This window comes from Alkalibacillus aidingensis (genome assembly GCF_014595945.1).
In the GTDB taxonomy this organism is placed as follows: domain Bacteria; phylum Bacillota; class Bacilli; order Bacillales; family Alkalibacillaceae; genus Alkalibacillus; species Alkalibacillus aidingensis.
Genome location: NZ_JABXWU010000001.1, coordinates 183,665 through 197,309, shown reverse-complemented (window position 1 = coordinate 197,309; position 13,645 = coordinate 183,665). Strand labels below are relative to the sequence as shown.

Below are 13,645 nucleotides of genomic sequence, written 5' to 3'. Positions count from 1 at the left end.
TTTTGACACCTTGTGAAGTGCAAAATGTAAGAGAGAAGCACTCTCAATAACGTTTTGACACCTTGTGAAGTGCAAAACGTAAGAGAGAAGCACCCTCAATGACGTTTTGACTCCGTGTGAAGTGCAAAATGTAAGAGAGAAGCACTCTCAATGACGTTTTGACACCTTGTGAAGTGCAAAACGTAAGAGAGAAGCACCCTCAATGACGTTTTGACTCCGTGTAAAGTGCAAAACGTCAATGAAAAGCACAAATCTAACCAAAAGTTACTGAACATCACATGGTTATGTGAACTAAACATTATCCAATCAGTCACTAAACACAAAAACCGGACTTCCATAATTTATGGAAGTCCGGTTTTTATTGTTCCTTTTCTACAACTTCTTTAGTGATCTCATAAATCTTCTCGATACAGCGCTCATAAGCCCTAACTCGATTCCTTAGCTCCTCTAGTTCATTTGAAGAGCCCTGCTCAACAGATGATTGTTGATTTGGTAAATACTCTACTTTCAATTTTTCTAGTTGAGCAATCACCTCGTCAAAAGTTTTCAACTTATAATTATTAGTCTGATCACTAACCTTTTGTTCAAGGGGAAATTGGTCATTAAATTGTTTCCGATCCTTCTTAGCTAACTCTATCGCCTGCTGGTATTGTTTACGTAAGTTGGCATTCCAACGAAATCCACATGCTTGTGGCGTTCTAGACAGCTTTTTACCAACATCTTCAAAGGCCTTCATTTGTGTTTTTCCTTCTCTTATGTATCTAATGACCATTTCGGCTAATAACAAATCTTCATCTTTAGTCCATGCATCTTGTCGCGTCGACACGCCGCCTCCTCCTTCGCTCATAGTCTTTTACTTTCAATCTATGCAACAAAGAGAGGAGATAGACACATTAATTTTGCTTTCTGGTAAAAAAGTTATCAACAGCTTGCTTATGAGCCTCACTCACCCATAATCTACTACAAGCTTCAACTTCGTCATCCATTCGTTGTTTGAGTATATTCAATTCTCTAGATTCAAGCCACTGTGACTTCCAATGACGTAACTGTTCATAGCTTCTTGATATAAAGGGTTTTAAGAGTTCATGCTTACTGTCTAGCTGTGAATTGGTAAAGCTATCTTGAGAGAACCTTATTTCCTTTAACTGTTCAGCTGATCGAACATCTGCTTTAACTAGCCACTCATAGGCATCCTGTGGGTGAATTCGCTCATATAATAACGTTCCACCACCCCAACCAGTCGATATCCCTAACTGACCTTGGGTAAAGCCGTAAGTACCTTGTTCATGAACAAAGCGGAAATCACAAGCGGATGCCAGCTCCATTCCCCCACCTCTTGCGCTTCCATTCATCCAAGCGATCGTTGGGACCGGTAACGTGACGACATCCCATAAAACTTCTTGCATGTCTTTTAATAGATTGAAGGAGTCTGCTTCATCCATTTCACCATGGAAATCATTTAAATCCCCACCTGCACAAAATGCTTGATGACCACTTCCTGTGATGATGATTAATTTATCAGAATGGTATCCATAGTGAATATCACGAACTACTTGCTTAAATTCGTTAATAACATCGCGTGAAATGGCATTTCTTTTCTCCGGACGATTAATGGTTATAACAGCATATCCATCTTCATAGGACTTATAATTCACTAAATTCCCCATTGCATTCTCTCCTCATCGTATTAAAATAAGCTATAAAAAAAGATGCCTTATTCTTGAGGCACCTTTTTTCATACTTACTGTTCAACAACTTCTTTTCCGTTATAATGACCACATTCCTTACAAACGTGGTGTGATTTTACGTACTCACCGCAATTTTGACATTCAACCATACCTGGTAATTGAAGCTTTTTATGCGTACGACGTTGGCGCTTTACTTTTTTAGAAGTTCTTCTCTTTGGTACTGCCATGTGTTACACCTCCCTTTAACTATAAGACCCGCATGTATCAAGGATCAATCAAATCAATTTTTATCATCTTTAAAGTATTGTTTTAATGATGACAAACGAGGATCAACTGTCTTTTGTTTCTCTCTTTCAAACTTTTCGTGCTGCATGGCTTCCTGTTCCTCATACTCATCTTCGTCAAGGACCGTAAAACCTTCTTGATGTGAGACAACATCCTCAATTTTAGTTTCATCACTAAACACGCGAATTGGTACTTCCAATAAAATATTTTCCTTGATATAAGGCGTTAAGTCAAGCACTTCTTGGTCAATATAATGAATCTCTTCATCTTCAGAGGCTTTATGTTGAGCAGTGGTAAACTGTTCATAAGCCTCAATTGTAAATGGGTAAGCAACATCGACTAACGTTCTCGCACATGGTAGAATCATGGTACCACTGACTTGAAAACGAAAAGTAAACAAACCTTTATCTACCGTTGCTTCTCCAGATACATCAACCGTTTCTAACCGTCGAATATCATTATCCATTTCCTGAAGGTCAGATACATCGACTGTTTCTCCAAACTTGTAAGGTTCATTCACCTTAATTTTTTGTAAAGGTATTTTCATTGCTAATCACCTCAAGGCAACAAGAGTTATTTTAAAAGGAATTGTAGTATTTGTCAATATTTTTTCTTAACAGCTAAAGGGGTTAAATTCCTATTTGTAACTAGTTTGTCCATTAATTAAAAGTTGTACTTGTTTTTTTAGCTAATTATTTCTACCATATAATTAAAATCTAATCTAAAAAAAGGTCGTGAACGATGTGAAAGCATGTGGTTTAATTGTCGAATATAATCCGTTTCATAACGGTCATTTATACCATCTTCAAGCATCACGACAACAAACCAACTCAGATGTGACCGTAGTAGTCATGAGTGGCTCTTTTCTACAAAGAGGTGAGCCAGCAATAATCGATAAATTTAAAAGAACGAAGGCTGCTCTCACTCATGGCGTGGATGTCGTCTTAGAATTACCCTTTGTATATGCTGTTCAATATGCTGATTTATTCGCTAAAGGCGCTATTTCGGTTCTTGATGCATTAAAAGTAGACTATGTATGCTTCGGAAGTGAAGCTGGTCAAATTACTCCGTTTATTAATGGCTATATGCATTTTAAAGAAAATCAATCAGAATTTCAAACCTTACTACAGAATTACTTACAACAAGGCCTTTCTTTCCCTAAAGCAAGTACATATGCTTACGAACAAATAGGTCTTAGAACAGGTGAAATCGACTTAGGACAACCTAACAACATTTTAGGGTTTAGTTATGTAAAGGCCATTCATGAATTAAATAGTCAAATACAGCCTGAAACGATTCAGCGTTCAAAAAGTGGTTACCATGACCAATCTATTGAGACTCATATAGCTAGCGCAACCAGTATACGTAAGGAAATTTTAGAACAAAAACAATTAACTGAGCTCGCTAATTACGCTTTACCAAAAGAAACCGTTAAACAACTGAAGAATTATCAATCTGAAAGCGGCCTCTGGCATGAATGGGAACATTACTTTCCATTTTTACAATTACTTGTTCAAACACAATCTGTGGACCAACTAAGACGAATCCACGGCATGATTGAAGGGTTAGAATATCGACTGAAGCAAACGGTTAATCAATGTAGATCCTTCAAAGATTGGATGGAACAATTAAAAACCAAACGTTATACTTGGACTAGACTACAACGAATGTTTGTACATCTTTTAACAAACACCACTAAAGAGGAAATAGATCAATACAGAAGCATTACCACCCAACCTTATATTCGCTTATTAGGTATGAGTCAAACAGGCAGACAATTTATCCAACAACGCAAAAAAGATCTAGACGTGCCCTTAATTTCAAATTATCAACAACTCAAACACCCTATGTTACAAATTGAAGAACGGGCAACAGACGCCTATTACTCAGTAATTGCGGCTGATAAAAGGAGCCAGTTACGAAAACAAGAAATAATAGGCCCCGTCATGATGTAATATGATCAAACCTGTGTTCTATCCCATTCATTAATAAAGGGGGTTCTCACTTATAAAAAGAATGAGAACCCCTTGTCCAAGAAAAATGCTAATTTGCAGCCATTTTGGACGCCTAAAATGAAGTTGTGGTGTTTTTGGTTAATCGATTGAGTTTAAATAATCTAACGCATCCTGGAACGTATCAATAGGTACCACTTCTAAATCTGCATCGATTTCCTCTGCTTTCTCAAGTGCTTCTTCATAATTCGAGCCTTCACGCCCATTTTCATTGGCCGCAAAAAAGATATCCGCATTTTCGCGTTCAGCTGATACGACTTTTTTATCAATACCACCAATCCGGTAGATATTCCCTTCATAATCAATTTCTCCTGTACCGACAATCGTTAATCCGTTCGAAATGTCATCCATCGTTAGTCGATTATAAACTTCTAAAGCAAACATTAAACCAGCACTTGGACCACCAATCCGGCCACTATCGTATAGCACTTCCGGTTCAACACTAACATCCCGATCTGTCACAATCGAAATCCCCATTCCTGGACGGTCCGGATCATCAGGCATCGCCTCTAGCTCAAGTGAAATGTCTTTCTCTACTTCATCTCGAATAACGGTTACATCAACAGTGTCGCCAATATTTAGCGAGGATGTCGCCGCTACAACCTCTTCGGCTGATGAAATATCTTCACCATTAATCTTAATAATCTCATCACCAATCTTTAATTTCCCATCAGCTGGCATTTCCTCAACGACCATGGCCACATAAGCGCCTTGATAATCAATAGAAATATTTCCATCTGCTGCTTCAAAAGCGACAACAGTCGCAGCCTCTTGAGAACTTTCCATATAATGTAGTTGAGTTTCCATATACTCTTCTTGACTAATCCCTTCTGGTCTCACTTGTTCTAAGTCAACAATTTCATAATGTGGTCTTATCAAAGCCCACAAATAATACAAAGGGGTTGCCTGCCCACCTCTAACCGTCACTAAGTGTAATTCTCCTTCACTTTCAAAACTATCCTCCATCTCAACTACTGTTGATAAGGGGGTAGTATCTCCCGGTTGATAAATATAATAATCCAATTGATAATATGATAAAAACAGCGCTAACCCTATTGTAATCACTAATGTGATAAATTGCTTCTTATTAAACATCTATATCATCCAATCTTTCATACTTTTTTTAATTGATTCTATGTTTTTCTCAGCCACTTCTTCTCCTTTTCCAATGATCGCGTTGACATTGGAATAATCTCTAGAACTGTATTGATAAACTTCAGGTCTTAATATGAAATTAGCATCCATCATCATGTGCTCTGCAATCTCATCTTGCATGATATCCAGGCTTTGCATAATGATGTCATAAATAGAATGTATATCAGTATTCTCTTCAAATTTAGAGCAATCAACAGCAATAATAATATCAGCCCCCATTTCTCTGACGACTGAAATCGGCACACGATCCACAACCCCACCATCAACTAAAAGTCGATTGCCGATTCGTTCCGGTACAAAAATACCGGGAATTGAAATACTTGCTCTTACTGCCGTAGCTGCATGACCTTCAGTAAAAATCACGCGCTCACCCCTATGAACATCTGTTGCCACGACTGCGACAGGAATATTAAACTCTTCTAAATTTTTATCATATGTAAACATGCGAATATACGATTTGATTCGTTCTCCACTAATTAACCCCATCTTAGGAACCGTTAAATCCATGAAGTATTTTCTTCGGAAAGTTAGAGCCAAATTATATAAATCATCAATCTCTTGACCTGCTCCATAAAAGGCTCCTACTAATGCACCCATGCTACTACCAGCAATATAATCAATCGGAATACGGTTTTCTTCTAAAATTTTAATAACCCCTAGATGAGAGAAACCTCTCGCACCTCCAGACCCTAAAGCAAGACCAATTTTTGGCCTCGACACATATGACACCTCCTTCTATTCGTAGTGACGATTGCATATCTATTTATAAGCAGAATAGATTTCCATTAAGCCCATCTAATAATATTTATTTTACTATGCAAGTTCCTATTCGTACAGTTTCACACAAGATTAGGGGGACAAGACGTGTATACTAAAATCGCTTCAGTATTATATGCTATAAGTGCCAGTTTCTTAGCTATTGCCATTATTTCTTACCCAGATCAATCATTCGAAGCTTCCATTCGTGGTCTTAATTTGTGGTTAGAAATTGTTTTCCCTTCATTATTACCTTTTTTTATTGTCGCTGAACTCCTCTTAGCCTTTGGAGTTGTCAAATTTATCGGAGTCTTACTCGAACCCCTGATGCGCCCATTATTTAATGTCCCTGGAGCAGGTGGAGTTGTCTTAGGGATGGGATTAGCAAGTGGGTACCCTTCTGGTGCCAAAATCTCGGCACGACTTAGGCAAGAAAATGTCTTAACCAAAACAGAGGCTGAACGGCTAGTTTCATTTACCAATGCATCGAACCCGTTATTTATCTTTGGGGCTATTGCAGTGGGTTTCTTTCACGATGCCAAGATAGGTTTGTTACTTGCTGCCTGCCATTACCTTGGTTGTATTTTAGTGGGTTTATGTATGAGGTTTTATCGACGTCATTCAAACGACCGATCAATCGATCACATTCGTCACCACGGCTCTACAATAGGACGGGCCTTTTGGGCATTACATAATCATCGAACGAAAAATCACGAGCCACTTGGGAAAATATTAGGGAATGCCGTTATGTCTTCAATCCAAACGTTAGTCATGATTGGTGGCTTTATCGTTCTTTTTTCTGTTTTAAATAAGTTACTCTTTCTAACAGGTATTTCATCTTTCTTTGCATCTTTTCTTGAGAACATTCTTAGTTGGTTATCACAACCAAAGGAGTTCGCCTTACCATTGATGAGTGGACTTTTTGAAATTACCCTTGGGGCTCAAATGATTGCCCAAACAGAACAAGCCACGTTACTAGCACAATTAATGTTAGTTAGTGGGATTTTGGCATTTAATGGGTTATCGATTCATGCACAAGTGGCAAGCTTATTAGCACCAACTGATATTCGATTTGCACCTTATTTTATCGGTCGTTTAATCCATATTGTCTTTGCTGTGATGTTAACTTTCTTGTTATTTAAGCCGTTGTATATCAATCGTGAGACTCAATCACCGTCAGATGTGCCAGTTGATACACAAACCGATTATACTTCATCATCAGTTGCGATTATAGAATGGCTTGAACAATTTGGACCAATGATCACGATTGGAACCTTATTTATTGGCTGTCTCATCCTCATCTCAAATAGAACACAAAAACAGGCTGGGGTATAAAACTGTTACCCTCAGCCTGGTTTTAAATCATATTTTATTGGTAGACCTCTAGTAAGGCATTTTTATTTATTTTTCCAACATGTGTTTTTGGCAATTCATCCAAAAATACAAATTCTTTAGGGATTTTATAACGACTTAACTTTTGCGCACAAAAAGTGACTAATTCAGATGTGTTTAACTCACTACTCGTTTTAGATAAAAAAGCAACGACTTTCTCTCCCCAGTAATCATCAGGAACACCTACGACTGCTACTTCATTAATATCAGGATGAGAGTCTAGCCAATGCTCAATCTCAAGTGGATAAATATTCTCGCCCCCTGAGATGATCATCTCTTTCTTTCGCCCAACAATATAAACACATCCTTCTTCATCTCGGCGAGCTAAATCTCCTGTTTTAAACCACTCACCTACAAATTGATTAGTCGTTGCCTCGTCATTATCCCAATAATATTCGAACAAATGCTTCCCTTTTAGCCGAAGTTCCCCTACTTCATCGCTAGGTACTTCATCCCCATCACGGTTAACGATACTAATGTCATTGAAAATCATTTCTCTTCCAACTGAGCCATTCTTTACTTGTGCTTCTACAGGGTGAATGTAGAAGTTATTAGGACCTGCTTCAGTTAAACCGTAGCCTTCTTTAAAAGATAGCCCTTTTTCATTGAATTTACGATAAATTGTTAGTGGACAAGGGGCTCCTCCAGACAGAAAGACTTTCATATGAGGAAATTCACTCACCTTAAACAAATCGGTTTCAGTAATCATGTGATACATCGTTGGAATGAACAAAACGATGGTGCATCGAAATTTGATTAAATCCTCAACAGCTCTTTCTGGTTCAAACGCCGAATGAATAATGACTTTCCCACCAGCTAATAGAACAGGGACCGACAGTGCATTTAATCCTCCTGTATGAAACATAGGAATGGCTGTTAATGTCGTATCCTGCTTGGAAATTCCCCAACTAATAACCGTATTAATACCATTCCAAAGAATTGAACGATGACTAAGCACAGCTCCTTTTGGTTTTCCGGTCGTCCCACCCGTATAAATCATAGCTAGCGGAGTCGTTTCTTGAATATGAACTGTTTGTAGTGATTTCTTTTCTAATTGATCAACATAATGTGGTCCATCAATAGTCAAACTAGGATAACGCTTATTAACCCACGTCACCTCATCACTAAACTGCCGATGAACCAATACCAACTTGGGTTGACAATCTTCTAAAACATATAACAGCTCTTCTTTAGACAAACGCCAATTTAAAGGAACAAATATGAGACCGGTTTTCATACTCGCAAACAATAAATCAAAATAACTTATATGATTAGGTGCTAGTAAGGCTACACGATCACCTTTTTCTAAACCAAACCCAGTTAAGCCCTCAGCCAATGCTTGTGAGCGTTTATTTAGCTCCCGATAGGTAACCGTATACCCCTCATCAACATCCACGATCGCCTCATCGTTTGGATATAATTTTGCGCGTGAACTCAACCAATCTAGTTCTCCTAGCATAATGCTTAGCTCCCTTCACGATCTAATATGTAAGTTGATTATAAAAAGGAAAAGTTACAACTTAGTTACAAGATGACTCAATTAATATATACAAAAACACTCAGGGAGTAATCCTGAGTGCCTATTACATCATTATTGCTCCATCTACATTAATAACTTGACCATTTACATAGTTTGAATCCTCACTAGCAAGATATAGGTAAGCTCTCGCGATATCTTCCGGCTTCCCTAACCTCCCCATAGGTACTTGTTTCTTTAATCCCTCAATAATATGATCCGGTACACTTTCCACCATCGACGTCTCGGTGAACCCAGGAGCTATAGCATTCACATTGATTTGCTTACGTCCAAGCTCTTTAGCCCAAGTCTTAGTCATCCCGATAATACCTGCTTTAGCTGCGGCATAATTGGTCTGTCCAACATTTCCATATGTACCCGAGACAGACGAGGTATTAATCACCTTGCCTTTTCCTTGGTTAATCAAATGAGGTAAAACAGCTTGAGTACAATGAAACACTCCTGTTAAATTCACTTCAATCACTTGCTTAAATTGTTCTTCAGTCATTTTCGATAGCATCGCATCCCTAGTAATGCCAGCATTATTAATTAAAATATCAATTTGCTGATATTGTTTGATTGTAAAATCGACCATCTCGTTGACACTTGCGCGATTCGCAACATTAACCTTAACGGCTGAAACATCAAACCCTTTATTCCGTAGCTCTGTTTCACGTTTTTCAGCGGTTTCGACATCAAAATCCGCAATGACCACTTTAGCTCCTTCAGCTCCGAACAATCTAACAGCCTCTAACCCTATTCCATTAGCCCCACCAGTAATGATGGCAACTTTACCCTCTAGCCTTGACATAACTATCATTCCTTTCCTAAGAATTCCTCAATTGTAGAAGTCAATAATTCAAGGTTGTCAATCATTGGTGAATGACCACAACCTGTTAATTCAACATACTCAACCTCACCTTTTAGATCTTCTAAGATTTCATTCTTCATATGGTCTAATACAACATAATCAAGGTTTCCATGCATAACTAAAACAGGTACTTGAATTTGATCAACTTCACCCGTCCCCTCAACTAAACCATTATGAACATGACTGATGTTAAATTGGTTTAAAGCATGATAGCACTCGGCAATATTTCGTTGAGTAAGAATATCCTCCAAGTATTCATCGTAAAGATCTGGTTGTGGTTTATTTTGTGTGTAAATAGCAGCATCCCAAACCATACGCATCGTTTCTTTATCCTTATTGCGTTGAGCTGTTTCCATCGCTAGTGTTTTGACCGGGTCTTGCTTGACCTCTTCGTACGTCTTCATTCGCTGATCAAGGTTTGGGGTGCCATCAGAGTTGGTCGCATAAAATGGGTACCCTCTAGTAGAGCCTGAAGCTAGTAATAATAACTTGTCGCATCCATTTGGATAATCGGCACAATATTGCATGGCAATCGCTCCACCCATAGACCAGCCAAGGATAGCACAAGGGTTAATATCTACAGCTTTAATAAACTGTCGAACAGTATCTGAAAAGTCTTTGATACTTTTTATTTTATGTCGGTAAGTTGATTGTCCAAACCCAGGCAAATCAAGTGCAATTAACGAATACGTTTCATCCAGTGACTTCATGAGTAGATCCCAATGCTTAGAGGAGACCATATTTCCGTGAATTAATAAAACAACTCTTTCTCCAGACATTCGTTCACGATAGGCTATTCGCTCTCCGTTTGGTAACTCAATCTCTTTTAACATGGGCATTCCCCCTTTTATTCTATTCCCCATTTGATCACGGTCGCCCCCCATGCATAGCCAATTCCTGCACTGACGAAAACGACAATATCTCCGTTGTTAATTTTACCGTCTTTAAGAGCTAACTCTAATGATAGAATTTGATCCATCTGCCCAATATGACCATAATCCTCAAGATAAATAGATTGATGGTCGTTTAAACTAAGTTGTTGTAACACATACTGATGTGCTGACCTTTTCATGTGCAATATAGCTAGATAATCAATGTCACTTTCTGAATATCCTGATTTTGATAGCGCTTTGCGAATGACTTTAAGGAAGTTTTTCATAGACTTTTCCTCGAGTCTTTGTTTCATTCCACCTGGGTCAAGTACATCTAGTTGGTATTGGTTATTATTCAAAACATCAACAGACATTGGATGTTTGGTACCACCTCCGACAACCACCACATCTTCAGAGAATGATCCGTCTGTCATTATTGAGCTTTCTAAAACAACGTTTTCCTCATGGCCTTTTTGTAAGATCATAGCCGCGCCACCTGCCCCAAGGTTATACATGAATCTCGTTCTTGGATTATCATAGCGAATAAAATCACCATTACGATAACCACCAGCTAAAAGTACACAGTTTATATCTGGATCGGTTAACATTAACGATTTAGCCACTTTCATTGCCATAATAGTCGTGCCACAACGCAAAGCTACATCAAACGCCCACGCATTGGTACAGCCGAGTTCTTCTTGAGTTTTAATCGCTGCAGTCCATAAGGGATATTCTTTATGCTCCTCCCCGATATAAATCACAATATCAATATCTTTTGGGTCTAATGAACAGTTAGAAAAAGCTTGGCGAGCCGCTTTCACCCCCATCTTAGCTGTGTGATCTTCGGCTCCAGGTACCGGCTTACTTTTGATTCCCATTTTCTCAGCTATGATGTCTTCAGGAATTCCCGATTCTTCTGCAATCTCCTTCCCTGTTATAAATCGATCAGGAATATAAACACCCGTTGACACAATTCCTATTGACAAGTCAGGTCCCCCATTTCATTCTATATGTTTTTGGACGATCCGCTTCATATATAGATAAGCATCTTCTAAGGATTCGAAATAAGTATCATCATCTTTAAACACGTTCGTCACTCTTACTTTTACTAAAGATTGACCCTTATATTGGGTAGTCTGATAGCGTATAACAAATGAGTGAATCATAGATTCTTGCATCATGCATGTTTTTTCCCTTCATCTAATTCCTCTTGCTTCTCAACTTCTAAAATTCGCCTTTTCATTCGCCGTTGCTCAACTTTTTGTTTAATCGTTCCAACAATCCCATTTGGAAAAAAGATCATGGCTAAAATAAAAATGACACCAAAAAGAATAACCCATCTTTGAAAAATCCAGTGTACATTGGCTAAATCGGATAAGAAATGATGTGATAGATTAATAATTGCTGAGCCGATAATTGGGCCAATTAATGTACCAACACCACCAATAATAGTCATTAGTAAAGCGTCTAAAGTTACTTCAATATCAAATACTTGAGTATTCACGAACCTTAAGCTAATCGCGTATAAAACCCCAGCTAAAGCAGCAACAACCCCAGAAATAATACTAATCAACACTTTATAAGGCATTATTCGAAACCCTAGTGACTCAACTCGCTGGTCGTTCTCACGAATCCCAACTAATACTCGACCTAACGGCGATTCAGTTAACCTTTTCATTCCAAAGAAAAGAATGACCATCATAAATAAAGTAAATAAATAGATAACTAGATTACGATGATCCTGTAAAGCTCCTGGTAACTCAGGAATTCTAAAAGTAAAACCATCATTCCCACCAGTTACCGAACGCCACCTTTCGGCAATATATAAAAACATTCCTGCCAAAGCCAAAGTTAACATAGCATAATAATGACTTTTTAACTTTAAGGTTAAAATCCCTGCAAGAAAAGCAACGATTCCAGAAGCAAATACAGCAACCAGTACACCTAATAAGAAACTAGGAAATGTTGATTCCATTCGATTCATCGTAACAGCAACGCTATAGGCACCAATCCCAAAAAACATGGCATGACCAAATGACACGATCCCTGTGTAACCTAGTAATAAGTCATAGCTCATCGCAAAGATTGCAAAAACGAATATTTGGATCATTAAAAATAAGAACCAACGATCATCTTTAAAGAAAGGCAATAAAATTAGAACAAAAACAATCGCAAAATATATCCATGTAGACTTGTGTAACTTCTGCATGATCATTTATTTGACACCCCACTTACATTAAATAATCCTTGTGGGCGGAAGATGAGTACAACTAACATAATAAGCATGGTGACAACCATTGATAAAATAGGGACATAGTAAGCAGTAAATGTATTAGCCATACCTACAAGTAACGCCGCTAGCAATGAACCTGGAATACTTCCCATCCCACCGATAATCACCACAATAAAGGCAAATATACCAAATTCCATTCCCATTTCAGCGTAGATAGCACCAGAGCTTGGAGCAAACAATGCTCCACCTAATGCAGCCAATGCAGAACCAACCATAAAGACAATAACAAATACTTTTTTAATATTTACACCTAGAGCTTGAATCATTTCTTTGTTCATCACTCCAGCCCGAACCACTAAACCTACCTTGGAATAACGTAGAACACTGTACATAACGATGAACAATATTAGACCCACTGCTATAATAAACGCTCGGTATTTGATGATCGTAATATCTCCAATCATCCAACTACCTTGTAAATATTCAGGGGTCGGTGCATTAATAATATTCGGCCCAAAAACAACCTTTAACATCTCTGTTAATACCAACATAAAACCAAGGGTAATAAGTATTTGTCTGATATGGTTACCATAAACAGGTCGCACAATCAAAAATTCAGTAATCCAACCTAAGAGAATACCAGTTACAATAGCTAATAAAATCCCAAGCCAGAAATTATCTAATAATACATAAAAGAAAACTCCACTATATGCACCCCAAGCGAAAAGCCCACCATGAGCAAAGTTAAGTACGCTCATTAATCCAAAGATTAATGTTAAACCAGAAGCTATTAAAAAAATTAACATACCCATGGCAACCCCATTAATCGCAAGGTTAATAAAAAGTTCCATCTCTCCATCCCCCT

At 38.1% G+C, this 13,645-nt stretch carries 15 protein-coding genes; 2 read left to right on the top strand and 13 right to left on the bottom strand.

All coding sequences use genetic code 11. The features are described from left to right. Positions 1-358: 358 nt before the first annotated feature. The 4 genes from HWQ49_RS01020 to HWQ49_RS01005 form a co-directional block, all read right to left on the bottom strand. A complete protein-coding gene (locus tag HWQ49_RS01020; protein ID WP_394810755.1) occupies positions 359-772 on the bottom strand; it encodes an RsfA family transcriptional regulator in 414 nt (137 codons plus the stop codon). Positions 773-893: 121 nt separating this feature from the next. Then, on the bottom strand, positions 894-1,667 hold the full coding sequence (locus HWQ49_RS01015; RefSeq protein ID WP_188205711.1) for an enoyl-CoA hydratase/isomerase family protein: 774 nt from the start codon (positions 1,665-1,667) through the stop codon (positions 894-896). A 74-nt stretch (positions 1,668-1,741) separates the two neighbouring features. Beyond that, entirely contained in the window at positions 1,742-1,915 is a 174-nt protein-coding gene (gene rpmF, locus HWQ49_RS01010) for a 50S ribosomal protein L32 (RefSeq protein WP_188205710.1), read from the bottom strand. Positions 1,916-1,968: 53 nt separating this feature from the next. Then, on the bottom strand, positions 1,969-2,520 hold the full coding sequence (locus HWQ49_RS01005; RefSeq protein WP_188205709.1) for a YceD family protein: 552 nt from the start codon (positions 2,518-2,520) through the stop codon (positions 1,969-1,971). Positions 2,521-2,716: 196 nt separating this feature from the next. Between HWQ49_RS01005 and HWQ49_RS01000 the strand changes: the two genes are divergently transcribed. Continuing rightward, positions 2,717-3,928, top strand: coding sequence for a nucleotidyltransferase (locus tag HWQ49_RS01000; protein ID WP_188205708.1), 1,212 nt, complete (start codon positions 2,717-2,719; stop codon positions 3,926-3,928). Positions 3,929-4,066: 138 nt separating this feature from the next. Here the strand turns inward: HWQ49_RS01000 and HWQ49_RS00995 are convergent, their stop codons facing one another. Then, positions 4,067-5,080 (bottom strand): SepM family pheromone-processing serine protease, encoded by a 1,014-nt coding sequence (locus HWQ49_RS00995; RefSeq protein WP_188205707.1) that lies wholly within the window; start codon positions 5,078-5,080, stop codon positions 4,067-4,069. After that, complete coding sequence (locus HWQ49_RS00990; RefSeq protein WP_188205706.1) at positions 5,081-5,860, bottom strand: patatin-like phospholipase family protein; 780 nt, start codon at positions 5,858-5,860, stop codon at positions 5,081-5,083. A gap of 144 nt (positions 5,861-6,004) precedes the next feature. On the opposite strand from HWQ49_RS00990, the gene ylbJ reads away from it, so the two are divergent. Further along, complete coding sequence (gene ylbJ, locus HWQ49_RS00985) at positions 6,005-7,231, top strand: sporulation integral membrane protein YlbJ (protein WP_188205705.1); 1,227 nt, start codon at positions 6,005-6,007, stop codon at positions 7,229-7,231. A gap of 34 nt (positions 7,232-7,265) precedes the next feature. Here the strand turns inward: ylbJ and HWQ49_RS00980 are convergent, their stop codons facing one another. From HWQ49_RS00980 to HWQ49_RS00950, 7 genes are all read right to left on the bottom strand, one after another. Then, positions 7,266-8,747 carry a class I adenylate-forming enzyme family protein gene (locus tag HWQ49_RS00980; RefSeq protein WP_188205704.1) on the bottom strand — a complete coding sequence of 494 codons (1,482 nt, stop codon included), beginning with the start codon at positions 8,745-8,747 and terminating at the stop codon, positions 7,266-7,268. Positions 8,748-8,871: 124 nt separating this feature from the next. Continuing rightward, positions 8,872-9,615: a 3-oxoacyl-ACP reductase FabG gene (gene fabG / locus HWQ49_RS00975; RefSeq protein WP_188205703.1), complete on the bottom strand. Its 744-nt coding sequence runs from the start codon at positions 9,613-9,615 to the stop codon at positions 8,872-8,874. Positions 9,616-9,620: 5 nt separating this feature from the next. Then, positions 9,621-10,508: an intracellular short-chain-length polyhydroxyalkanoate depolymerase gene (phaZ, locus tag HWQ49_RS00970; protein WP_223154919.1), complete on the bottom strand. Its 888-nt coding sequence runs from the start codon at positions 10,506-10,508 to the stop codon at positions 9,621-9,623. A 14-nt stretch (positions 10,509-10,522) separates the two neighbouring features. Continuing rightward, the gene (locus tag HWQ49_RS00965; protein WP_188205702.1) at positions 10,523-11,533 is read right to left on the bottom strand and encodes a 3-oxoacyl-ACP synthase; all 1,011 of its coding nucleotides are present in this window, start codon (positions 11,531-11,533) and stop codon (positions 10,523-10,525) included. A gap of 15 nt (positions 11,534-11,548) precedes the next feature. Continuing rightward, positions 11,549-11,728, bottom strand: coding sequence for a hypothetical protein (locus tag HWQ49_RS00960; RefSeq protein ID WP_188205701.1), 180 nt, complete (start codon positions 11,726-11,728; stop codon positions 11,549-11,551). Next, positions 11,725-12,762 carry a branched-chain amino acid ABC transporter permease gene (locus HWQ49_RS00955; RefSeq protein ID WP_188205700.1) on the bottom strand — a complete coding sequence of 346 codons (1,038 nt, stop codon included), beginning with the start codon at positions 12,760-12,762 and terminating at the stop codon, positions 11,725-11,727. Before HWQ49_RS00955 ends, HWQ49_RS00960 begins: the two co-directional genes overlap by 4 nt. Beyond that, entirely contained in the window at positions 12,759-13,631 is an 873-nt protein-coding gene (locus HWQ49_RS00950; RefSeq protein ID WP_188205699.1) for a branched-chain amino acid ABC transporter permease, read from the bottom strand. The genes HWQ49_RS00955 and HWQ49_RS00950 overlap by 4 nt, the downstream gene beginning before the upstream one ends. Positions 13,632-13,645: the final 14 nt, after the last annotated feature.